This window comes from Melioribacteraceae bacterium, assembly GCA_030584085.1.
Lineage (GTDB): Bacteria > Bacteroidota > Ignavibacteria > Ignavibacteriales > Melioribacteraceae > SURF-28.
The window spans coordinates 1508598-1533256 of the sequence record CP129490.1; the positions used below are offsets into that span (position 1 = coordinate 1508598).

Annotated in this window: 25 protein-coding genes; 23 read left to right on the plus strand and 2 right to left on the minus strand. The window is 33.0% G+C overall.

The genetic code is table 11. The features are described from left to right. The first annotated feature begins 27 nt into the window (after window positions 1-27). The 15 genes from QY331_06795 (at window position 28) to QY331_06865 (ending at window position 13701) form a co-directional block, all read left to right on the plus strand. Window positions 28-765, plus strand: a complete 738-nt coding sequence (locus QY331_06795; GenBank protein ID WKZ70956.1) for a carboxypeptidase-like regulatory domain-containing protein — start codon at window positions 28-30, stop codon at window positions 763-765. A gap of 229 nt (window positions 766-994) precedes the next feature. After that, complete coding sequence (locus tag QY331_06800) at window positions 995-1837, plus strand: T9SS type A sorting domain-containing protein (GenBank protein WKZ70957.1); 843 nt, start codon at window positions 995-997, stop codon at window positions 1835-1837. Window positions 1838-2086: 249 nt separating this feature from the next. Continuing rightward, window positions 2087-3709, plus strand: coding sequence for an AAA family ATPase (locus tag QY331_06805; GenBank protein WKZ70958.1), 1623 nt, complete (start codon window positions 2087-2089; stop codon window positions 3707-3709). Between the two features lie 240 nt (window positions 3710-3949). Further along, window positions 3950-4753, plus strand: coding sequence for a hypothetical protein (locus QY331_06810; protein ID WKZ70959.1), 804 nt, complete (start codon window positions 3950-3952; stop codon window positions 4751-4753). Between the two features lie 248 nt (window positions 4754-5001). Next, window positions 5002-5652 carry a T9SS type A sorting domain-containing protein gene (locus QY331_06815; protein WKZ70960.1) on the plus strand — a complete coding sequence of 217 codons (651 nt, stop codon included), beginning with the start codon at window positions 5002-5004 and terminating at the stop codon, window positions 5650-5652. A 249-nt stretch (window positions 5653-5901) separates the two neighbouring features. Further along, window positions 5902-6351: a hypothetical protein gene (locus tag QY331_06820; GenBank protein WKZ70961.1), complete on the plus strand. Its 450-nt coding sequence runs from the start codon at window positions 5902-5904 to the stop codon at window positions 6349-6351. Between the two features lie 403 nt (window positions 6352-6754). Beyond that, window positions 6755-6985 (plus strand): hypothetical protein, encoded by a 231-nt coding sequence (locus tag QY331_06825; GenBank protein WKZ70962.1) that lies wholly within the window; start codon window positions 6755-6757, stop codon window positions 6983-6985. 255 nt (window positions 6986-7240) lie between these two features. Continuing rightward, window positions 7241-7738, plus strand: a complete 498-nt coding sequence (locus tag QY331_06830; GenBank protein WKZ70963.1) for a hypothetical protein — start codon at window positions 7241-7243, stop codon at window positions 7736-7738. An 8-nt stretch (window positions 7739-7746) separates the two neighbouring features. Further along, on the plus strand, window positions 7747-8004 hold the full coding sequence (locus QY331_06835) for a hypothetical protein (GenBank protein WKZ70964.1): 258 nt from the start codon (window positions 7747-7749) through the stop codon (window positions 8002-8004). Window positions 8005-8241: 237 nt separating this feature from the next. Continuing rightward, entirely contained in the window at window positions 8242-9684 is a 1443-nt protein-coding gene (locus QY331_06840) for a T9SS type A sorting domain-containing protein (protein WKZ70965.1), read from the plus strand. Between the two features lie 256 nt (window positions 9685-9940). After that, window positions 9941-10951: a hypothetical protein gene (locus tag QY331_06845; protein WKZ70966.1), complete on the plus strand. Its 1011-nt coding sequence runs from the start codon at window positions 9941-9943 to the stop codon at window positions 10949-10951. A gap of 232 nt (window positions 10952-11183) precedes the next feature. Beyond that, complete coding sequence (locus tag QY331_06850; GenBank protein WKZ70967.1) at window positions 11184-11804, plus strand: hypothetical protein; 621 nt, start codon at window positions 11184-11186, stop codon at window positions 11802-11804. A 251-nt stretch (window positions 11805-12055) separates the two neighbouring features. Beyond that, window positions 12056-12796, plus strand: coding sequence for a hypothetical protein (locus QY331_06855; protein ID WKZ70968.1), 741 nt, complete (start codon window positions 12056-12058; stop codon window positions 12794-12796). Between the two features lie 286 nt (window positions 12797-13082). Continuing rightward, the gene (locus QY331_06860; GenBank protein WKZ70969.1) at window positions 13083-13433 is read left to right on the plus strand and encodes a type II toxin-antitoxin system RelE/ParE family toxin; all 351 of its coding nucleotides are present in this window, start codon (window positions 13083-13085) and stop codon (window positions 13431-13433) included. Then, window positions 13426-13701, plus strand: a complete 276-nt coding sequence (locus tag QY331_06865) for a helix-turn-helix transcriptional regulator (GenBank protein WKZ70970.1) — start codon at window positions 13426-13428, stop codon at window positions 13699-13701. Before QY331_06860 ends, QY331_06865 begins: the two co-directional genes overlap by 8 nt. Before the next feature lie 298 nt (window positions 13702-13999). On the opposite strand, the gene QY331_06870 is transcribed toward QY331_06865, so the two are convergent. Beyond that, window positions 14000-14464 (minus strand): Fic family protein, encoded by a 465-nt coding sequence (locus tag QY331_06870; protein ID WKZ71301.1) that lies wholly within the window; start codon window positions 14462-14464, stop codon window positions 14000-14002. Between the two features lie 571 nt (window positions 14465-15035). Between QY331_06870 and QY331_06875 the strand changes: the two genes are divergently transcribed. From QY331_06875 to QY331_06895, 5 genes are all read left to right on the plus strand, one after another. Continuing rightward, window positions 15036-16166 (plus strand): alpha/beta hydrolase, encoded by a 1131-nt coding sequence (locus QY331_06875; protein WKZ70971.1) that lies wholly within the window; start codon window positions 15036-15038, stop codon window positions 16164-16166. 93 nt (window positions 16167-16259) lie between these two features. Then, window positions 16260-16973, plus strand: coding sequence for an NAD(P)H-binding protein (locus QY331_06880; protein WKZ70972.1), 714 nt, complete (start codon window positions 16260-16262; stop codon window positions 16971-16973). Window positions 16974-17095: 122 nt separating this feature from the next. Beyond that, window positions 17096-17668 carry a DUF4256 domain-containing protein gene (locus tag QY331_06885; GenBank protein WKZ70973.1) on the plus strand — a complete coding sequence of 191 codons (573 nt, stop codon included), beginning with the start codon at window positions 17096-17098 and terminating at the stop codon, window positions 17666-17668. 82 nt (window positions 17669-17750) lie between these two features. Further along, window positions 17751-18197 carry a hydrogenase gene (locus QY331_06890; GenBank protein ID WKZ70974.1) on the plus strand — a complete coding sequence of 149 codons (447 nt, stop codon included), beginning with the start codon at window positions 17751-17753 and terminating at the stop codon, window positions 18195-18197. A 64-nt stretch (window positions 18198-18261) separates the two neighbouring features. Then, window positions 18262-19137 (plus strand): hypothetical protein, encoded by an 876-nt coding sequence (locus tag QY331_06895; GenBank protein ID WKZ70975.1) that lies wholly within the window; start codon window positions 18262-18264, stop codon window positions 19135-19137. Between the two features lie 19 nt (window positions 19138-19156). On the opposite strand, the gene QY331_06900 is transcribed toward QY331_06895, so the two are convergent. Further along, window positions 19157-19720, minus strand: a complete 564-nt coding sequence (locus QY331_06900; protein WKZ70976.1) for a hypothetical protein — start codon at window positions 19718-19720, stop codon at window positions 19157-19159. 257 nt (window positions 19721-19977) lie between these two features. Here QY331_06900 and QY331_06905 point away from each other — a divergent pair, with 257 nt between their 5' ends. The 3 genes from QY331_06905 (at window position 19978) to QY331_06915 (ending at window position 24639) form a co-directional block, all read left to right on the plus strand. Next, window positions 19978-22206 (plus strand): NADP-dependent isocitrate dehydrogenase, encoded by a 2229-nt coding sequence (locus QY331_06905; GenBank protein ID WKZ70977.1) that lies wholly within the window; start codon window positions 19978-19980, stop codon window positions 22204-22206. A 141-nt stretch (window positions 22207-22347) separates the two neighbouring features. Then, window positions 22348-23823 (plus strand): peptidylprolyl isomerase, encoded by a 1476-nt coding sequence (locus QY331_06910; GenBank protein WKZ70978.1) that lies wholly within the window; start codon window positions 22348-22350, stop codon window positions 23821-23823. Window positions 23824-23850: 27 nt separating this feature from the next. Next, window positions 23851-24639, plus strand: coding sequence for a DUF3298 domain-containing protein (locus tag QY331_06915; GenBank protein ID WKZ70979.1), 789 nt, complete (start codon window positions 23851-23853; stop codon window positions 24637-24639). Window positions 24640-24659 lie beyond the last annotated feature (20 nt).

Consider the following 24659-nt stretch of genomic DNA (forward strand, 5'->3'; position numbering starts at 1 on the left):
TACATAAGTATATGTTAGGTAGCAAAAATGAAAAATATGATATGTGTAATATTTCTAATTGTATTTATAACATCCTGTGAGGAAAAAATTATAACCACGTTACCTCTAGAAGAAGGTACAATCTCAGGATATACAATAGATTCTACAAATCAAAGATCTTTAAAATCGGTTGAGATAAATCTAAGTTATAATAATTTATCAACCAGTTCGGATTTTAATGGATTCTTTCAATTTGAAGATATTCCAGTTGGAAATTATAACATAATTTTCGAGTCGTTAGGATATAAAAACAAGGAGATTGAAGTTTCTCTAAAAGATACTCTCCTCAACTTAAACAATATTTTGTTAATACGTGAAAAGTTTCCGTATGATGCAATCACATATGACGAATTACCACGCTTATATCAACCTGATTCAACCTACTATAAGCTTCCGGAAGAATATATTGATCAATACAAGCACTATTGGTTTGGATCATATTATGATTCAGTATATGTTAATAATTTTATTGACTCATTAATCATTGAAATGAAAAAAATGAGAATAGATGTTGATACTCTATGGTATCAATCTTTTGACTTCCAATGCTCTGACCCAGCTATATCCGCTCCATCGAAAATTTGTGTTAAATTGAAAACAAAAAATGATAAAATGTATTCATTGAACTATAAAAGCTTTAATCCAGACAGAGAAAGATACTTTTTAATATGGGATTATTGTCAGCGAAGACCGTTACAATATAGAATATATTATAAGTTTAATTAGCTACCTAACCAGCAAATCAACCCGACCGCGAGAAGATGCGGTCATAATCGATTTGCTGTAAGGTTGTCGTTCTTGTAAACATTGCTGTTCGGCAGAACAGTTTTAAATGAATAAGTACCGCCAAGTTTTTCGGACAATTTAAACTTGGCTAAAAGTTATTGGCATTGCATTTTAACTTGTCATTGTAGTTCTGGGCGGCGGGTTATTTGCAACGCCGTTAGGTGGCTCTATGAAAATTATATTACATATATCATTGTTTGCTCTTGTTTCAATTGTTGTAAGTGCACAACAATCTGTAAGTTACTTTCCATACGAAGTTGGTAATAAATGGGAATGGGGCTCCTCTTCGAAAGATACTACCATATTTGATGAAATTACTGATACCGCTAGATTAGCTGACCAATCGGTTGATGTTTATCTGAACAACTCTGAAACACCAAGATATAATGTGAAGAGCAATGGAAATGTTTATCAATACCTCGGTGATAATACTATGGCTATCTGGTTTGATTTTACTGTTGCACCAGGTGACACATTTTATACAACACTTTATTCAGCAGAGTATTATGTAACTGTAGATTCAATCGAGGGCGAATTATTCGGTGAGAAAACGAAGATTAGAAAATTCCAATGGTATAGTAAATCTGGTGGAACAAAATGGGGTGAACAAAGTGTATCTGACAAATTTGGAATTTATTACAGATGGTCATTTTTCCCACCGCCGGAATCTGAATTAATTGTCGGTTGCACAATTGATGGAATTGGATATGGTACTTTAGTAAATGTTAGTGAAGAGCCGGAACTTGTTAATAATTTCCAATTATTCCAAAATTATCCAAACCCCTTTAATCCGAGTACAAAAATTAATTTTATTTTACCTCAAAGTGGTAATGTTAGTTTGTCAGTTTACAATACACTCGGAGAAAAAATAAAAACAATCATCGACGATTTCTTATTAAAAGGAAATCATACAATAGAGTTTGATGGTAGTAAATTATCCAGTGGTATTTATTTTTATAAAATCATCTTTGGTAAAAAAACAATTACAAAGAAAATGCAGCTACTTAAATAAGCCACCTAACCAGCAAATCAACCCGACCGCCACCTTCGATTCTAGTCGACCCGATTTGCTGTGGGTAACAGTTTTTAATAAGCATTGCAGTACAAAGTAGTTCTTTTAATTAAAGTTAGTTCCGCCGTGCTTGCGGATTAAGTTAAGCACGGCTGCAAATTATTGGCATTGCGTTTTAACTCGGCATTGTAGTTCTGGGCGGCGGGTTATTTGCAACGCCGTTAGGCGTCATAAAACACATAGGTAATTATGATCAAAAATATCAATTTCCCAATAAGTTCTAATGCTGAACAAAACAACAATCAAATTGAGACTGAATCCTCAATTGTAATAATTGGAGCAAACGGAAGTGGAAAATCTCGCCTAGGTTCTTGGTTTGAATTCAAATCTGAAGTTGCAAAAAATGTGCATAGAATTTCAGCTCAGAAATCTCTCACGATGCCAAATAGTGTTAGCCCAGTTTCTCTTGATAAAGCAAAAGCACAGCTTTATTATGGCTATTATAATGATAATAGCACCAACACATACAAGGATTATTACGATCATAAAATTGGTCAGAGATGGAGATCTAACCCAGAAACATTTTTGCTTAATGACTATGATAAATTGTTGGTTTATTTATATTCTGATAATTATGAAGAAGTCCTTAGATACAAACAAGAATCTGAAAAATCGAGTACTAGGATAGAACCTCCAGTTACAAAATTAGATAAAATAAAGAATATTTGGGAATCGTTACTGCCTAAACGTGAATTAATTATTGAGAGTGGTTCAGTTAAAACTAGGAGAAAAGGATCTGATGAATCTTATTTCGCATCTTCTATGAGTGATGGCGAGAGGGTAATTTTCTATCTAATTGGAGAATGTCTCTGCGCACCCGAGAATGGGATAATTGTGATTGATGAACCAGAACTACACCTTCATCATTCCCTTCATCAAAAACTTTGGACAGCAATTGAAAACGATCGCTCTGATTGTTTGTTTATTTACTTAACACATGATTTAGAATTCGCATCTACAAAACTGGATGCAGTTAAAATATGTCTCAATGAATATGATGGTTCTGAATTTGATTGGTTTGAGATCCCCAAAAATGTTGATATCCCAGAAGATTTATATTTAGAAGTCCTGGGTAGCAGAAACAAAGTATTATTTATTGAAGGAACATCTGGTTCACACGATGTTGAATTATATTCGTTGATTTATCCCGAATTTACTATAAAGCCACTCGGCGCCTCGGAAACTGTAATCGAATGTGTTAAATCATTTAATAAACTAAGTGAATTGCACTATAATGTGTCTTATGGTATAGTTGACCGTGATTATAAAAACGATGATCATATAATTGGTATTCAAAAGCACCAAGTTTATGTTCCTGAATTTGCTGAAGTTGAAAATATTTTTCTACTCGAAGAGGTATTATTAGCAGTTTCCAGTCAGCTATGCCTTCCCGATTCTGCTAACTTAATAAATCAAATAAAGGATTGGGTTATTTCTGAGTTTGACCGATTTAAAGAGAAATATGCCACAGACCTTACATCATACACAATAAATTTAGCATTGAATGGATTTGATGGAAGAGCAAACACAAAGGAACAGTTATCGAATAAATATAATGATCTCAAAACTAAAATAGACATTGATGATATTTACAACTCTGCATTAAATGAAGCAGAGGATCTAATTCGGGGGAAAAAATATCAAGAAATTTTGATGAAATTTAACCACAAAGGAATCGTTAATCAAGTTGGGAAATTTTTTGAAATTAAGCCAAGTGCATATGTTAAAAAAGTAAAAGATATTATTCACCGTGGAAACACATCAATCCTTGATGAAATGAAAAATCATCTTCCAAAACTTGAAAACGCCTAACAAGCCCATCAAGCCGACCGCATTTGCGATTTGGCATTTTTCAAATCATTGGGTTTGTAGTTATCGTTAAAAATTGTTGTTCTAGTTTCACTGTAAATTTAAGTTAGGTCGCCGTCCTTACGTTGAAATTTAAGGCCGGCTACAAATTATAAATATTCGTTGTCTGTTTGTCATCGTTGTTTTTGGCGGACGGCTTATGGGCAACGCCGTTATGTGGCTAATTTAATGTGTAATTAAAATATGATTTCAAGCAAAGAAATATCGAGACAATATGATATTGGAGATCCATATTTACATTTTAATGGTCCGGTTTGCGAAGGTACTCCAAAAGATTTGTTACCATATCTTGATACAATTCGTAAGGAAAGTGAATGGAAAGTGACTTCACTGAAAGTTGTTAGAACAGATTTAGGGAAGTATAAAACAATTGTTAAAAATGATTTACATTTTGGATTTACCCCTTTGGTAATGGCAGATGAATCTGAGTTAAAGGCTATTGAAACATCCAAAAAAGTTAGTTCATATCCTTCAATTGTTTTCCCTTTTATTCAGCTTGGTTGTAAATATTCAGATTTCCCCAATATAACAGAAGACGTAATATTTTATTGTGATGGGATGTTAAGTCTTGAAAAAAAAGATTTAAAATCAGCATTGGTTTTAATAGAAAAAGCATACGAATTAAATTCCAGTGAACCACTTTATGCTTCATTATACTTTCATATTAGATTAAAACTTGATGATAGGTCGGTCGTAACTGATGAACTAAATTATTTCCAAAACGATATTGATTCGCTGATACATACCGAGAGAATTTATACACTAATACGATTTGTTTCTAAGAATCGACATTATAAAGAAGCGTTAGAACTAATTGATTTAGTCAATAGAAAAATGGACGATTTAATCGAGGGTAATATTAAAAATAGGATTTATAGTTCTCAAAGAACAGACTTTTATGAATATAAAAAAGAACAATTCAATAGAAAGATTGATAAAGCTAAACAAAGATATGAATCATATTTACAGAAAGAAAAAGCCACATAACCAGCAAATCAACCCGACCGCCGTCTTCGACTCTGGCCGACTCGATTTGCTGTGGGTGAAGAGTTTTTAGTAAACATTGCAGTACAAAGTTGTTCTTTTAATTAAAGTTATTTCCGCCGTGCTTGCGGATTAATTTAAGCACGGCTGCAAATTATTGGCATTGTGTTTTAACTCGGCATTGCAGTTCTGGGCGGCGGGTTATTTGCAACGCCGTTATGTGTTTTGTAAATAATCAGAGGGGTGATGGGATGAAAAGAATAATACTTATCTCAATATTTTCCCTTTTACAATTTTTAATAGCACAACCAAATTATCAAGTTGATTCTTTGGTTGTAAAAATATCAAATGATACTGCTTATGTCTGGGATTACAATGCTTGGGAACAATGTGCATTTCAATTAGACTATACTGTAGATATTCTTGATTCGGTTATAACAATTACTCAAATAGACACAGCGGAAGATATGACAACTTGTTATGGCTATCATAATTTTGTTGTTCCGGTTGTAGGTCTATCTGAAGGTAAATATCGTGTTGATATTTATCGAGATTGTCTTTATGAGGATTTGAAATTTGTTGATTCAATCAGATTCGAGTATATCATAAGTGGTATTAATGAGATCGAAGCTACTTTAAATGAATTCAAACTTCATAATGCATATCCTAATCCTTTTAATCCATCAACAAAAATTTCTTATTCAATTCCAAAAGAAGGATTTGTTTTATTAAAAGTATATAATTCACTCGGCCAAGTAGTCTCAACTTTAGTTTATGAAAAACAATTAAAGGGGAATTACGAAATTGAATTTGAAGGTGATCAATTAGCAACTGGTATTTACTACTATAGTTTGCAGTATGATACACAAATAAAAACAAAGAAAATTATATTGATCAAATAAAACACATAACCAGCAAATCAACCCGACCGCGAGAAAATGCGGTCAACTCAATTTGCTGTAGGTTCTTGAATTTTTGTAAGCATTGCTGTTCGGCAGAACAGTTTTTAATAAACAAAGTACCGCCAAGTTTTTCGGACAATTTAAACTTGGCTAACGGTTTTAGGCATTGCATTTTGACTTGGCTTACTTGCTTTTGGGCGGCGGGTTATTTGCAACGCCGTTAGCTGTACATTAAAAAGGAAAAATAAAATGAAGACATTACTGATGTTCCTCATTACCACTCAATTGTTATTCAGCCAAAGTACGGTTGATAAGTTTTTTGAAATTGAGTGGGGTATTGATAAGGAATCTTTATATGAATTATATGAAAATGTTTCATTTGTAGAAGAAAAGGTTATGAATTATTCTGGTATTACAACTAAAGATACTCTGAATGGAGAATTTGTAAAATATTTATTTTTATTAAACTCGGATGATAAATTAATTGGGAAAGCTCTAGGCAATATTTCAGATTCTGAAAAAGAAGTTGAAAAATTATTCCCAATTCTAAAAACGATTGCAGTGAATAAGTACGGCGAGCCAAAATCTGAAAATGAAATGATGGGGATATTAATGACAAATTGGGAAAATATAAATGGGCAAAATGTTTTACTAAATCGGATGAAAACAAAATGTATGTTAATGATACTAAAGAAATAGTATGCTAGCAAAAATCACAAATATTTTAAGATTATTCACCTTCAATTTACCGAAAAAATATAAAATTGATAGAGATTATAAAATCTACTCTTTTCTGCTATTCATTTTCTTTATAATACTGGGAAATATGATTAAATTTTTCGCCCCAAATTATATATCGCCGGGTAACTTTTTCTTTTTTATAGCTTCGATTGGACTTATACTAAAGTATCTATTTCATAATATTATAATTTTTGTTGTCTTCTATTATTTATGCAATTTATTTTCACTACTAATAAATTATCAAAATGCAAAATTGCTTTTCGTACTATCTATTGGTTTTAATTCCTTTCTATTTTTAGTAGGAATTATAATTTCAGTTTTCATTTCGACACTCTCCCAGTATTCAATAAATGATGTTTTTATGTATGGTATAACCTTAGATGGTACGATAAATTTTAATGACAGTTCAGTAAAAATAATAAGTATATTCAGTATTCTAAGCTCAGCTTTTGTGGGATATTCAGCAAAATTTATTAGTACAATTTCATTTACAAAAGTAATTTTGATATTCTTTTTATCAACATTAATATCAAATACAATTTTTTCACTAATTGGTTATTCATTGCGGGAGATGCTGGGAAAAATGAGTTAGAGAAAGTACAGCTAACAAGCCAATCAAGCGGACGCCGTTTTCGCATTTGGCATTTTAGAATTTTGAGAGTTAGTCGTTCCGTTTCGGCTAACTTGTTAAAGATATTTGTTCTAATAAATTAACTTGCAAACTGCGCTTACGATTAAAGTTAAGCACAGTTTGCATAATCTTTGGCAGTTGCTTTTTAAGTGGCATTCTTTTGTTGGGGCGCCGCTTATCGGCAACGCCGTTAGGTAGCTAAAATAAGGTGAACAAATGAGTAAGATATTAAAGGTGTTTTTAATTATTCTGTTATTATTCTTAATGAATAATTGCAGTGAAGATAATCCTGTTGAACCAGAGAAAAAATATTCTGGAATAACTCGCACATCCTCGGCAAGTCCAGACCCAATTGGTGAAATTGATCCAGATGATTGGTATTATGAACCTGATACTTCAAGTTCTGGGACAAGTATTCCAATGAAACTTTCTGTTTTTCCTGCGTATCCAAACCCAACAACAAGATACACAACAATAAAAATTGCTACTCCTCAACAAGATTCAATTAAAATTTGGATTGATGATCCTATGTCAAATAAGCAAACGATAATAGTTAATAAAGTCCTATATGCTGGAGTATATGAATTCCAAGTTGACTTAAATTATGGTGATGATAACTTTGATAGGAAAACCGGAATTGTTCGAGCGTTTGTAGATTTTACTAATGTTAAAGATTTACCTGTAATTCACGGAGATATTCAAATAATAGAATGAGAATTCAAATGAAAAAATATCCTAACCTTAGTCCGCAGTCAATTAAAAAATGTATTTCGAAAATTGACAAATCGAAATTTGATACGTATGAGTTTATCGATACTTGGGGGAAATTGTTTCCAGATGAATTAACTCTTTTTTCTGGGATTGGAATAGGTTGGAAGAAAGTTATAGGACGTGAGCTATCATTATTTTCTCAGACAAACGCTGAATTAAAAAAAGGTAAAAACCGTAGTCCAAATGCACAAATTTGGCTAAAAAATTAAAAGCTACCTAACCAGCCCATCAAGCCGACCGCTTCTTTTTGTTCGGCTTCGGTGCTGTTCTTTTGTTTGTTGTTTTTAGTACACATTGTTGTTTATCCTTTTACTGTTAATTAATGTTTCGTCCGCCGTGCTTTCGAGTTAAGTTAAGCACGGCTATAAATTATTGGCATTGTCTATTAAACAAATCCGCAGTTCGGGGCGGACGGCTTATGGGCAACGCCGTTAGCTGCAAAAAATATGAAAACGTTAATACTAACAATAATACTTTTTATTGGCTTTTCAATCTCATCAGAATCTCAACAAATAAATTGGGAAAAAGAATTTGGTGGTGATACAACGATGATGGGATTTGATATATCAAAAACTTTTGATAATAATTATGTAGTTGTTGGCTATTATGGGCCATCGAAAAAATCATACATTTTAAAGATGAATTCGATTGGTGATACTTTGTGGATGAAAGTAATTAATTCTCCCTTAAATTCTGAAGCAATAGGTGTAGTTGAAACTAATGATTTTGGATATTTAATTGTTTCAAACTTTTCAAATTATCAATTGAACATAGATAATGTATTATTAACAAAAACCAATATGAATGGTGATACAATTTGGAATAAAACATATACTGCCGGCCTTGAGTGTTTTGCCAGAAGCATAACAAAAACCAATCAAAATTCTTTTTTAATAACTGGTTTTTGTTTTGAAAATGATACTGCGAAAAGTTGGCTACTTTCTATTGATAATTTAGGAAATCCTATTTGGGAAAAAACTATTAGAAGAGGTGATAATTCAAGAATAGATGACGCCATCCAAATAAATACAAATTACTATTTAATTATTGGTGAGTATTCAGAAACATTTTTCGATGCAACAGTATCTTCTCTTTGGATATCTAAGATTGACAATTCTGGGGACATAGTAATTGAGAGAACATATCAAAGATTTCCTAATCAATTTCCACAAAAAATTATCAAAACTAATGACGACAAATTTCTAGCAATAATAAATAAGTCTAATTTGCCAAGTGAGGATGACATATGGCTAATGAAATTAGATGAAATGTGTGATACAATTTGGACAAAAGAGTATCCAACTGAACATAGGACTATTGGTTTATCCATCAAAGAAAACAATGATGGCACTTTATTTTCGATTGGATACCAACATCCACCCAATAATTATTCTGCGAGTGATGTTTTATTAATAAAATACTCTTCGAATGGTGAAATTATTTGGCAACAACTTTATGGTACTGGCTCTCAAGAATCTGGGAATGAGATCGTTTTATCAGATAACAAAATAGTAATTCTTGCTAATCAATATAATAGTTCAAACTGGAATCATAATTTATGGATTTTTGAAGTATATGATTATACCTCATCAGTGGGCTCAACTGAAACAGAATTCAACTTCAATCTATATAATAATTATCCAAATCCATTTAATCCCTCAACAACTATTCAATTTGAAATAAATCAATTGAGTACCTTCAAACTTATTATATTTGATGCACTTGGAAAGGTTGTGAAAACCTGGGAGGGAGAAAAGCCTATGGGGTTATATTCTTTTCAATGGGATGGAAAAGATATTAACAATTTGGATGTTGTATCTGGAGTATATTTTTATCAATTAATAGTTCATAATTTGGTTCAAACAAAGAAACTGATGCTTATAAGGTAATAGATTGCAGCTAACCAGCCAATCAACCCGACCGCCTTTTCGCATTCGGCAGTTTTTAAATTTTTGGCTTGGTTGCTCCGTTACAAGATTGCTGTTCTAAGTAGTTCTATTAATTAACATTGTTGCAAACTGCACTAGCAAAGAAAGATAAGTACAGTTTGCTAAATCTTTGGCTTTGTCATTTTAACCTGCATTGTTGTTTTGGGCGGCGGGTTATCGGCAACGCCGTTATACTGATAAAGATATGAGGAGATAAATGAAATATTTCGCAAAATATTTTTTAATTCTGGTTACTATTTTACTTACCCATTGCCAATCAAAGACTGAACCTGAAAACATATCTAAAATAATTAATAATGAAGTTATTGTTTTTGCAGAGGGTCATGATGAGGAAAGTCAGAGGTATTATTATGAGTTTTGTGATGTTGTAGTAATGGATTTGACAACAAATCAGAAATATAAATTCACTAATGATCACAATATAGACGAAAGTCCAATTCTTTCGGAAAACAGAGATGGAATAATATTTAAATCTGCAAGAAATAAAACTGAGAGTATTCGCAGAGTACAGGGCGCATCAGCAGATCGTCAGTTATATAAATTCACATTTAATAGGAGAAAAATATTATTAGATAATAGTATTGATTGGGATTTAGTACGTAGGATATTTAGACTTAAGGGAGATTCTGTTTTTATATTTCAACATACTTACCTTAAAAAGCCAGTACCAGATTCCGTTAGCTATACTGTTGCAAATTATATTTCCATTCTAAACATTCAGGATAACGATCTTAGAACATTTAAAAAATATAACAAAGCAAAACATGATCCTCGAGACATTATGTTATCGCCAAACAAACGCTATCTAGTTGTTAATTGTTTTCGTCATATACATATTTATGATTTAATTGAGGACATCTCAAAAAAAATTGAAACACCAGAGGGTGTTATTTTAAGTGGATTCGATCCTGATTCTGAAAAATTTCTTTTTTCAAGCAAGCAAAATGAATATACTGAATATTATATCAAGCGAGAAGTAACAAATAAAATAATATTACCACCTTATGAATATATTTTCAATTTGCGAGAACCTGTTTATTATACAAAAGACGGAAACTTGATTGGCCTCGCATCTAGTGACACAACATATTACAAAGAAAAAATTGATGTCATGATGTATGATTTTAAAAATAGACAATACTTTTTGCTTACAAATGATGGCTTAAAAAAATATGATTTGATGTATTATCCTAAAAAAGAAAATTGAAATCAGTATAACCAGCAAATCAACCCGACCGCGAGAAGATGCGGTCACGCCGATTTGCTGTAAGGTTTTCGGTTCTTGTAAACATTGCTGTTCAGCATAACAGTTTTTAATAAACAAAGTACCGCCAAGTTTTCGATGTAAGTTAAACTTGGCTCAAAGTTATTGGCATTGCATTTTAACTTGGGTTGTTTGCTTCTGGGCGTCGGGTTATTTGCAACGCCGTTAGGTGTAAATGAAAAATATTTCTATAGCAATATTAATCATACTTTTGTTCTATGCTTGCAATTCTGATTATGAAGAAAAGGTAAATTATAGTCTAGAACAAAAAATATACAGTCAAATATTTCCAGAACTAGTAGATACCCTACTTTATTTAGTTGTTTTGGAGGATGAATTCCAAAATCTACCGCTTGAAGATAGAAAAGAAATAATCTATCAAGAAAGAATGAATGTTTACGTTGATTCAAATTTATACCCACCTGATTCAACTTATTTGATTGAGTTTGACAACGATTACTTATTACGTCAATTTAGGAGTGATTCATTAGTGCGTTTAGTTAAAAGTTATCCGAAATTAGGAATAGATACTACATCATTAAATTTAGATGAATTGTGGGATGGCGGACGTTATAAAATACTTTCGTTAGATTATGATTCAGTTCCATATCAATATCCAAACAAAATTGGTATAGTTTTTCTTTCTCAAATCTTATTTAATGAGAAGAAAAACTTTGGTTGTTTTTATTATACATTTTATAGGGATCCAGATACTTCAGTTGGTTTTCTTGTTACAATTAAGTTAAAAAACGATGAATGGTCAATACAAGATTACTATCATCTATGGATATCATAATTTACACCTAACCAGCAAATCAACCCGACCGCATCTTCTATGCAGTCGACCCGATTTGCTGTAAGGTAGTAGTTCTTGTAAACATTGCAGTACAAGTTTGTTCTTTTAATTAAAGTTAGTACCGCCGTGCTTGCGGATTAATTTAAGCACGGCTCAAATTATTGGCATTGCGCAATTAACCGGCATTGCAGTTTTGGGCGGCGGGTTATTTGCAACAACGTTAGGTGTAAATAAATTTCATGAGTGATCTTATGAACGAAGCAAAATTATTATTAGTGACATTAATTGTTTTCTTATTGTTGAGTTGCCAAGATGATTGTCCAACTTCATCAATTTCCACCGGGAGCATTGTCGGTTATATGGAAAGTTATCCTATTTCAAACAACACAGCTGCAGATTATTCTGGAATCAAAGTACATTTTGAGGGAACTCATTTTAAAGCTATAACTGATATTTCGGGAAGGTGGCAAATCGATAATGTTCCCAAAGGCACTTATAATATTCGATATGAAAAGGAAGGGTATTCAGCTTGGTTAGAAGCGGGTTTTCAATTTATTGGGACGGGCACAGCTTATGCACAAAAAAATTATCTTTTAAAATTACCCACATTTGAAATTACTCACATATCAACAAAGAACATGGGAGACACTGTAAAAATATTTTTCCAATTTTCTGATTCTCTTTTAACAAGTAATTCTTATCATTATCTCTATTTATTTGTTGGTAAAACAAATGCTGTTGATGCAAATAAAGCTAATTTTGAGTTTATAAGCTCTGCAATGATACCGTATTATAGTAATAATGTTGTTATCGATTTTAGACGCAGCGCATTTGAATTACACGGATTTACAACTGGTGATAAGGCATATCTGAAAATTTATCCGACTGACTATGGGTTTCCACGTTCATATTTTGATCCTACAATAGGGCACGATGTATATGTTGACATAAATGAAAAGACATCGAAAACTATTGAAATACAAGTGCCTTAGTTTACACCTAACCAGCAAATCAACCCGACCGCGAGAAGATGCGGTCAAAACCGATTTGCTGTAAGGTTTTCGTTCTTGTAAAGTTTGCTGTTCGGCAGAACAGTTTTAATAAACAAAGTACCGCCAAGTTTTTCGGACAATTTAAACTTGGCTATGGGTTTTTGGCATTGCATTTTAACTCGGCTTACTTGCTTTTGGGCGGCGGGTTATTTGCAACGCCGTTAGGGAACTAAATGGCGAGCCAAAAAATATTTGGAAATGTTAACGAATATGTTAACTTTAGAATATGAAGAAAATCATATTTTATAAAACTGAAAAAGGTGATTCTCCAGTAGAAGAGTTTTTAGATACATTGACTGATAAACAAGCCAAAAAAGTAGCTTGGGTTTTAAGAGTAATAAGAGATTTAGATTTTGTACCTCAAGAATATTTTAAGAAATTAAAACCAACAGAAATATGGGAAGTTCGAGCTCAAGTAGGAAATAACATTTTTAGAATTTTAGGATTTATTAATGGCAAGGACTTGATTGTTTTAAAAAATGGTTTTCAAAAGAAAACACAGAAAACTCCACGTAAAGAAATAAAACTAGCAGAGAAAAGAATGAAAGATTATTTAAGGAGAAAAAGCAATGGATGATTTAGAAAAATATGTAGAAAAACGAAAAGCAAAAAGTAAACGATTCGCAAAAGACTTTGAAATTGGGTATGAAAATTTCAAGATAGGTGTTGCATTACGAAAAGCAAGAGAAGATGCTGGAATAACCCAAGAAGAATTAGCCCGAAAGATGAAGACAAAAAAATCAGCAATATCAAGAATAGAAAATCATTCGGAAGATATAAGAATATCGACGTTAAAAAATTATTTAGCAGCAATAGGTAAAGAGTTACAACTATACATAAGGTAATTCACTAAAAAAGGGTTGTGCCCTAACAAGCGCATCAACCCGACCGCTTAATTCTGTGTTGGCAGTTCAAATGTTTTTGGGGTAATCGTTCTAACAATGTTTGTATTGCAAAGTTATCGTTCTAAATAAAATTGTAGCAAAAAATGTTTGCGAATAAAAATAAACATTTTTTGCTTTTAATTGTCCGGGTTGTCGTTCTACTCGTCATTGTAGTTATGGGCTGCGGCTTAGCAGCAACGCCGTTAGGCACTTTTGTGAAATTGTTCTTTGAATTATTGAAATGGGAGGAGAGAAGAAGCTACTTTGCTTTTTTTAGTCCATTTAAGATTATTTGAAACATTTGACTCTCGTTGCCAGACATACAATCAATGGATGCTTGGATAAATAAATTATCTTCATCATTTTGTTTTATTGTATCTTGGTAATCAATGTATTCATAGCCATTATATGTAGCAATCATATCAAAAAAGAGTCTTGTTATTCTACCATTTAGTTCTAAAAATGGATGTAGTGCAATTAGTTCACACATATAGAAGCCTATTTTTTCCGCAAATTCCTCTTTGGACTTTTCTGCATAATCTTTCAAATAATTATCATTTTCTAGTTTCTTGAATATTTCATTAGAAGTTTGTTCTAGAAATCTTACTTGACAAAAGGTGGAATAGCCTTTTGAGATATTTACATTTCTATATTTACCAGCAAATTCATAGAGTTTGTTGAAAGTTTCTCTATGAAGTTCTTTAAAGTAGTTTTCATCAAAAATGGTGTTTTCAGCTAAATTCTTGTGGAAATGTTCATACCCTTTTAATAGTAGCTTTTGTTCTTCCTCTTAAAGTTTCCGTAAGTTCCGAATGTTGAGTTTGTTTCTAGGAATGTTCATGTCTTCGTAGTAAATGTAATTATTGTCGTGAGTATACTTTGACATTAGTTCTTTGTTTTGGATCTAGTTTTTTTGCGTTGATTGGTGGGTTTTCTGGATTGAATTTTGTGACCCTCAATTTTAGAGGATATTTCAACTGCTTTTTTAGCTTTTTGTAGTGAGAATCTTGGTTTGTTCATATCCATTATCAAATTTTTCTCTTTGTTCAATATACAAAAACTGAAATGAAAGTAAAATATAAGTAAGTGCTTAACAAACAAATCAGACCACACACCTTCGTTCTACAAAATGAGCTAAGGCGGGTAAACTTCATTCTGCTTGGGCTTTTAGATTGTGATTTAGGTTATCGTTCTAAAAAATATTTTGGCGCAGTGTTGTCATTTTAGCAGACATTGTCTCTACGTGCTACACTACCTACCTAACTCTGTTAGGGTTAATCACAACCATTAGGCGTATGGATTTATTAATAATGAACTTATTAAAAAGAGTAAAGAAGTATATGATATTACTAGGTGGAATTACTGTTTTAATTATAGCAAGTCTTTTTTTTATATTGCTTTTGCTGAGTCCCGGAAATCCCAAACAATTTCTTGATGAAAATGGGAATACAATGAATAATGGTATATCAGAAAAGATATTTCTGGAACTAAACGGCGCAACTCAAGGAATGTTTATAAAGGGAGAGAATTTAGATAATCCAATTATCCTTTATCTTCACGGTGGGATGCCGGATTATTTTTTAACAGAAAAGTTTCCAACTCATCTTGAAAAGAATTTTACGGTGATATGGTGGGAACAACGAAATTGTGGTATATCTCATAACTCTAGTTCAGCAAATAATCTTACAACAGTTGAGCAAATTATTGATGATACGATTGATTTAACAAAATATCTGTTAAAACGTTTTGATAAGAGCAAAATTTATCTGATGGGGCATTCCGGCGGTACTTTCATTGGCGTTAATGTTATTGATAAAGCTCCGGAATTATGTTATGCATATATAGGTGTTGCCCAAATGTCTGATCAACTCAAATCGGAAAAGATAGCATATGATTATATGATTAATAAATTTCTAGAACTCAAGAATGTTAAAATGTATCAAACTTTACAGCGCATTGTATTTAACCAAAATGGAGAAGTACCGAAAGAATACGTGAGTATTAGAGATGCTGCAATGCACGAACTTGGTATTGGAACAATGAGAAATGCAAATAATTTATTCACCGATATTTTTCTGCCGTCTTTACTGTTTAGTGAATACACAATGTTAGAGAAGTACAACTTATGGGCGGGAAAGAAAAACTCGGGTATCAGTCAAAACTGGGATAGAATGATTAATACGAATTTAATGGAAAGTAAGTTTTCCTTTAAAGTTCCCGTCTATTTTTTCCACGGTATATTTGATTACACTTGTTCTCATGAATTAGCAAAAGAATATTTTATTAAAATCGAGGCACCGATAAAAGGATTTTACACTTTTGCTAACTCAGCTCACAGTCCGATATTTGAGGAACCTAATAGGATGAATGAAATCTTAGTCAACGATGTATTAAATTTACAAATTGAGTTGGCGGATGATATTTAATCAATATATTTGTCCGGCGTAACCGGTTATTATCAAGTCGGTAAAATCTTTTCTCAATATATTCCGACGTAAAATATTTTACTATAGGTAACAATGAAATCACTGGTTTTAGGTGCGAGCGGGGCTACGGGTAAATTAGTCGTACAACAACTTGTCCAAAGAAAGTATCATGTACGAATTGTTGTGAGAGAAAAAGCCAATATTCCCACTCAATTTTCAGAAGATAAAAATATCGAGATCATTAAAGGGAATATCTACGATTTTAATATCGAGAATATCAAAAACCTTTTAAATGATTGTGATTCTCTTATCTGCTGTCTTGGTCATAACATAAGTTTTAAAGGGATTTATGGCTCTCCCCATAAACTTGTTTCTGTTACGGTTGCAAAAATTATTGAAGCGTTACAAGAACTAAACACCAAACCGAAGTTTGTGCTGATGAGTACAACCGCATATACTAACCAAAAAATAAATGAAGTAAACGACCTCAGAGAGAAAATCGTGTTCTCATTACTGGAAGTAATATTACCTCCTCACAAAGATAATATGCTTGCAGCTAATCAACTTGTTAACAAATTAGGTTCTAAATCCGAAATAGAATGGGTAGCGGTTCGACCTGATTCGCTTTTCGATGAAGAAAATGTTAGTCAATATGAAATTCAGAATTCCAAAACTAGAAGTGCCATTTTTAATCCCGGCAAAACAAGTAGAATAAACGTAAGTCACTTCATGGCAGAACTTGTGACAAATGAAAACTTGTGGCAACAATGGAAACATAAAACTCCGGTCATTTATAATAAAGAATAATATTCTAGATAACGCCTAACCCGTAAATTCAGATTGTTAAATAATTTGCCGATTCAAGCGGAGGTATATTATTTTGTCCAATATAATTTATAAATTTCAATTCAGTGGAGGTTAAATAAAGTATGAAAAAAATAGATAGTAAAAACAAATCGGCAGTAAATCAATATGAAGAATTATTACATACATTAAAAACTCGGTTCAAGAAAAATACGAATCGCCACAAAAGTATTAAGTGGGATGAAATACAAACAAAGTTGGAAGCAAACGCAAAAAAACTTTGGTCACTCAACGAAATGGAAAAAACCGCTGGTGAACCCGATGTTGTCGGTCTAGACCAATACACCGGTGAATACATCTTTTTTGATTGTTCAGCCGAAAGTCCATCAGGTAGAAGAAGTCTTTGTTATGATCGAGAAGCTCTTGAGTCAAGAAAAAAACATAAGCCCGAAAACAACGTCCTGGATATGGCTGCTGCTATGGGTATCGAACTTTTAACTGAAGAACAATACAGAGAGCTGCAAAAAATTGGAGAGTTTGATTTGAAGACCTCTAGCTGGGTAAAAACACCCGAGAAGATTAGAAAACTTGGTGGAGCTATATTTTGTGATCGTCGTTATGATACTGTTTTTACTTATCATAATGGTGCGGAATCATATTATGCGAGCAGAGGTTTTAGAGGAGTAATTCGAATATAATTGTTAGATTCAGGTAGAAGTTAATCAAAACTATTGTCGCAATTATAATAGCTTAATTACATTTCAATAGGAGGAAATAATATTGGATATAAATATAAAATATAAATATAGCAGAAACCTAATTCGCTATGGTATTATACTTTTCATTTTGGGATTAATAACCGGATTCTTGATCCCCGCATTGGAAAATCCCCGCATGGGACTTTCAAGTCATCTCGAAGGTACGCTTAACGGAATGTTATTAGTAATATTTGGTGTGATCTGGGTGAGACTTAACTTGTCTGATCGCGCACAAAAATATGCTTTCAACTTGGCACTATTCGGAACATACATAAATTGGTTTACGACTTTGATGGCAGCTTTATGGGGTGCGGGTTCGGAGATGATGCCGATTGCCGGTGGAGGACTTCAAGGTAGTGATATTCAAGAAATATTAATCAAAATCGGATTGATCAGTTTATCGATTGCCATACTTGCTTCAAGTGGAATTATTCTTTATGGTACTAGAGGAAATGAACCAAAATATTAAATTGTGATCTTGTCAGTAACAAAATATCTTTAATGTATAATAAAATTTGTATTTAGAGGTTTCAATGAAAAAAATTACCATTCTCTTCTTTACAATTATTCTTTTCGTACAAACAAATCTTACAGCACAAACTTATGAAGAGTTAACTAAACTTGATGATTTCTCAATCGATGTTTATTTCAGTCCCGGCAATGAAGAGCGAACTAACATAATTGCAAATAGGTGTGATAGCGCAATAAAATATATCAAAGATTTAATAGGATTCGAACCGAAAGTTAGCCTCCTTGTCTTAAATCCCGAACATTGGAAAAAGTATGCGACATTTCCGGTTTACGGAATGCCTCATTATCTTGGAAATAAATCTCTGGTTGTAGCATCGGATGATAATGATTTCTGGAGAAGTTTTTTACCACCTTTGGAACAGCTTCCTAAAGAACTTGCGGACAGAATAAAAGATACATATAGTTTAGATGACGGAACAATAAGTATGAAGGCATTTTTTGATTTGCTGGCTTTACATGAACTCGGACATGGTTTTCATTTGCAAGCCGGTTTAAAGATGCAGCGATTATGGATGCAAGAATTTTTCAGTAATTTATTGCTTCATACATATATGGCAGAAAATGAACCGGAAAACTTACCCGCAGTTGAAGTATTTACGGAAATGGTTGTTGCAGCCGGTTCAAGCGAATATCAATTTACTTCATTAGCCGATTTTGAAAAAATGTACGACTCAATGGATCCGAAAAATTATGGATGGTATCAAAGCAAACTGACTGTCGCTGCTAAGAATGTTTACAATTCCGGTGGTAAAGATATTTTGGTAAAACTTTGGCATGCGCTTAAGAATAACCAAAGTAAAATGAATGATGAGGAACTAGCAGTTTTGTTAAGAAATGAAGTGCATGAAAAAGTTGCTAAGATTTTAACCGATTGGTAATTGTAGCTTTGCGATAGATTTAATGATCGTTGTTATAATCCAATTTACGGATTATTAATTTTATCCATTCATCATTATTGATTTGTTGAGATTCGAGTTGTTCGACAAGTTCTTCAATCGTATTCTTATTTTTGAGTTCTTTTTCTGTCAGCATTGCCAATAATATTGAAGGAGTTTTTAATAACTTATCTGAACCTAAAATCTTCTCAAATGAATCAAAATCCATTTTAGAATTTTCTCTCAATTGTCTGATAACGTACGCGACCTCGAAGGGATTAGTTCTTCCGAATATAAATTCTTCAATTATTTTTTTAACAAAATCCGGTATCAATTCTTTTTCTACTTCTGATATGTCCAACCATAATTTGTAAACTCTTCTTTTATTATTCTTTGCCGTAGATGTGAAATAAAAATAAATCTCACCACGTTTCATCTTTTCTAACTTATCTTTAACTACCGGATCCTTTATTCCGTTAAAATGGAAAAATACATTTTCGGAATAATACAGACTTGTTAAAAATCCATATCCTTTTTCCGATATTTTCTTCACTCTGCAATAGTCAAGTGGTTCATCTACGATCAAAATAATTCTCCGAAATTCATCTGTAAAATAATGATTCTTAGAAAGAACTCAATAAAATCTTACTCTGAGCTTCAAATTTATTGCGGGAATTATTATTCGGATCAAATAGCAGATAACATATCCCTGATAAACTTGTAGCAATAGAAAATCTTTTAATTCACCTCAAAGATGCGTAATTTTCAATTCTAATTTTGAATGAAGACAATTCATTCCGCTTAACTAATTTATTTAACTTTGTATAAATATAGGATGTATGAATGGCAAATTATAAGATTATTTGGACTAAAATTGACGAAGCACCTGCACTAGCAACTTATTGCTTATTACCGGTTGTTCAAGCCTTTGCAAAGGGAACTGGTATCGAATTTGAAACCAAAGATATTTCACTTGCCGGAAGAATAATTGCAAACTTTCCGGATAAATTAAAAGATGACCAAAAAATTTCGGATTATTTGACGGAGTTAGGTGAACTTGCAAAAACTCCCGATGCTAATATTATAAAGCTTCCGAATATAAGCGCCTCAATACCTCAGCTTCAAGGCGCAATTAAAGAATTACAAAGCCAGGGTTATGATATACCTGATTATCCCGAAGAACCGAAAACGGAAGAAGAAAAACAACTTCAAAAAAGATTTGCAAAAGTTCTTGGTTCTGCCGTAAACCCGGTATTACGCGAAGGTAATGCAGACCGCAGACCGGCAGCTTCGGTTAAAAGATTTGCCCAGAAAAATCCTCACAAAATGATGAAACCTTGGCCGGAATCCGGTTCAAAAGCTCGTGTTGCTCATATGACCGAAAAGGATTTTTATGGGACAGAGAATTCAACTACGGTTAATAAACCTTGCGATGTAAGAATTGAATTTGTGGATAAGAACGGTAACTCGGAAACTCTAAAAGAAAAATTATCTCTCCTTGAAGGTGAAGTTATCGATACTTCTGTAATGAACGTTGCCGCACTAAGGAAATTTTATGCCGAACAAATTGAAGAAGCTAAAAAGGATAATGTATTACTTTCACTTCACTTAAAAGCAACTATGATGAAAATATCCGATCCGATTATGTTCGGTCATGCGGTTTCGGTTTATTTCAAAGATGCTTTAGAAAAACATGCCGTAACATTGAAAGAAATCGGTGCAAATGTTAATAACGGTTTAGCCGATGTGTTGGCAAAGCTTAGTAAACTTCCTGAAGATAAACGTGCCGAAATTGAAGCCGACATTAATAAGGTCTACGAATATCAACCCGAACTTGCAATGGTTGATTCTCGTAAAGGAATTACCAATCTTCATGTCCCGAATGATGTTATAGTGGATGCCTCTATGCCGAATGTCGTTCGTGATGGTGGAAAAATGTGGAATAAAAAAGATGAACTTCAAGACACTATTGCGATGGTGCCCGACAGATGCTACGCAACTATGTATAAAGAAATTATGGAAGATGCCAAAAAGAACGGTCAATTTGATCCGGCTACAATGGGTAATGTTGCAAACGTCGGTCTGATGGCAAAGAAAGCCGAAGAATATGGTTCTCACGATAAAACATTTGAAGCAAAATCAGCAGGCATTATTCGAGTAGTTGATACAGATGGCAATATTCTTCTTAAACAAGATGTTGAGAAAGGTGATATCTTCAGAATGTGTCAAACTAAAGATGAAGCAATTAAAGATTGGGTTAAACTTGCTGTTAAAAGAGCTAAAGCTTCCGGTTCACCGGCAATATTTTGGTTAGATGAAAATCGTGGTCACGATAAGGAAATAATCAAAAAAGTAGATGAGTATTTGCCAGAACATGATACAACCGGATTGGAAATTAAAATCCTTGCACCGGTAGAAGCAATGAAATATACATTACAAAGAGTTCGAAAAGGGCTTGATACAATTTCTGTTACCGGAAATGTTTTACGTGACTATTTAACCGATCTTTTCCCCATATTGGAATTAGGAACGAGTGCTAGAATGCTTTCAATAGTACCATTGTTAAATGGCGGTGGATTGTTTGAAACCGGAGCCGGCGGTTCTGCACCAAAACATGTTCAGCAATTTTTGAAAGAAGGTCACTTACGTTGGGATTCTCTCGGTGAATATTGTGCTTTAGTACCTTCTTTAGAACTCGCTGCCGAAAAAACCGGAAATAAAAAAGCCACAATTCTTGCCGATACGCTCGATAAAGCTGTCGGTAAATATTTGGAAAACGAAAAAGCCCCTTCTCGAAAAGTAAACGAAATAGACAATAGAGGAAGTTCATTTTATTTGACTTTTTACTGGGCTGAAGCACTAGCCGAACAGAATGATGATCAAGAAATGAAAGAAAAATTTACAAGTATTGCTAAACAGTTGAAAGAAAATGAAACCGCAATAAACAATGAATTACTGGCAGCTCAGGGTAAGCCGGTAAATATAGGTGGATATTTTTCACCCGATCCGGTGCTGACCGAAAAGGAAATGAGACCGAGTGCAACACTGAATAATATTATCGATAATATCTAGTGAACTATTATTTTGCATTTGTATTTAATGAAAGGGATTTGCATTTTATTGTAAATCCCTTTTTTCTTGATTATAATTTTTATGAAAGTGCTATCAAATTGCAATGAACTCAAATTATATAGATATGAAAACGAGGGCAAAATGAAAAAAAGTATATTGTCTTTAATCATAATTGTTATCCTTTCAGCGAATGTACTTTATGCGCAAGAGGGCAGACCGCAGTATAAAATCAGAAACGAAAGAGCAGGTGCTTATATCGGTGATATAATTATTGAATTATTTCCTTATGTAGCACCCCTTCACGTTGCAAATTTTGACAGTCTTGTTGCAATATCATTTTATGATAGTACCGCTTGGCATAGAGTAGTCCCTAACTTTGTTATTCAAGGAGGAGACCCGAATTCTAAAAATGGTCCAAGAAATACTTGGGGTGAAGGTGATTCGACTCAAGCAACAGTTCTTGCCGAATTTAGTAAAGTTTCACATAGAATCGGAATTATTGGCGCTGCAAGAGACACTGATATTAACAGTGCGACCTCTCAATTTTATATTAATACTTTTAATAATACCGGATTAGACGGAAACTATACAGCATATGGAGTTGTGGTTGAAGGAATGGATGTTGCTTATGATATTGAAAGTTCTCCTCGTGACGGAAACGATAATCCGCTGGAAAAAATTGAAATGTTTATCTCAAAACTCGGCGTTAATGAAAGTGTTCCGGATGTTCCCGCAATGATAAGTCCCGTTGATGGGTTTAATGGTTTTCAAAGAAACACGAGTATTTCTTGGTCTCAGATCGAGAATGCCGTTTTAACATTTTTAGAAATTGCTCGAGATGAGGCTTTCAATGAAATTGTTTTTGCGGATAGTTTTGCAGTAACCGGAAATGATAATTCAATTATGTATTCAAATGTTGAGTTAGGAGAGAAAACGTACTATTGGAGAGTTCGAAGTAATAACGGAGCTAAGTTTAGTGAATATTCCGATACAAGAAGTTTTGTAACATCAATAGTTCCTCCAATACTTGTTTCACCCGAAAATTCTTCAACAAATATATCGGTAAATCCATTATTAAATTGGGAACCGGTTGAAGGTGCTGTTTCCTATAGAGTTCAAATCGTTCCAACGTTACCGAATTTTGCAGAATCCAGATTAGTTTTTGACGAATCCGGAATAACCGATACAGAAGTTCAAGTTATGGGTTTAAATCCTAACACAAGATATTATTGGAAAGTTGCTTGTGAAACAGATACATATGAAACACCATATTCTGAAGTTTGGTTGTTTACTACAGAAAGTACTAGTAATGTTGAAGACAACCAAGTTCCGACTAAATTTTCTTTATCACAAAATTATCCGAACCCGTTTAATCCGAGTACAACGATAGAATTTACAATACCGAACGTAGGAGACGAATATATTCGTCCCCTACAAACCAAATTAATCGTATATGATATTATTGGACGAGAGATTAAGACATTGGTAAGCGAACATAAAACTCCCGGCTATTATGAAATTAATTTTAATGCTGAAAATCTTTCAAGCGGAATTTATTATTATAAACTTGAATCGGGAGATTTTACCCAAACCCGTAAAATGATTTTATTGAAGTAATCTGATTTAATATTTATCGGAGAAGAAATGACAAAGAAAAATATAGTTACTTTAGTTATAATATTATTCCTCTTCGCTTGCGGAAAGAAGGATGAATTCCCAAGTGTCAACTATACTGATGATCAGCAAAAAGCAACTCTAAAAGTTGAAGGGCATGAAGGGGCAGTCGATATAAAATTAAATTCTATTAATATTGTTAATCCGACAGACTCAATTTTTGCAGCAAGACTCAATTCAGAAATCGATTCATTTTTATTGAGCAAATATTATATCAACGGTACATTTAAAAGTTTTGATGAATTAAAGGATACTTTATATCAAGAGTATAAAGATTTGGTTACAGAATTTCCCGACGTTCGCTACGTCTATTCACTTCAAAGAGAAGTGAAAGTTGAAACAGATACTCTCGGAATTTTTTCGATATCAAAATTTGAAATGACATTTTTAGGCGGTGCTCATCCGAATTCTACCTTATTCTATTCAAATTATTCAACGACAAATAATTCCGTAATCACACTGGAAGAGTTAATAATTGATAACGGTATCGAAAAACTTACACAAATTGCCGAGCAAATATTCCGGAAAGAAAAACAATTGGCAAGTGATGCCGATTTAAACGAGGCTGGTTACTGGTTTGAAAATGGGCAATTCAGATTGAATGATAATTTCTTAATTCAAAAGGAAGGGCTTTTGTTTTATTACAATAATTATGAAATAACTGCTTATGCTGTTGGTCCGACAGAATTATTTATTCCTTATAATGATTTTAATAACTTGATTAAAGAAGATAGTCCATTGAGAGTATTTCTTCATTAATTTACAGTTGAGATTGGATC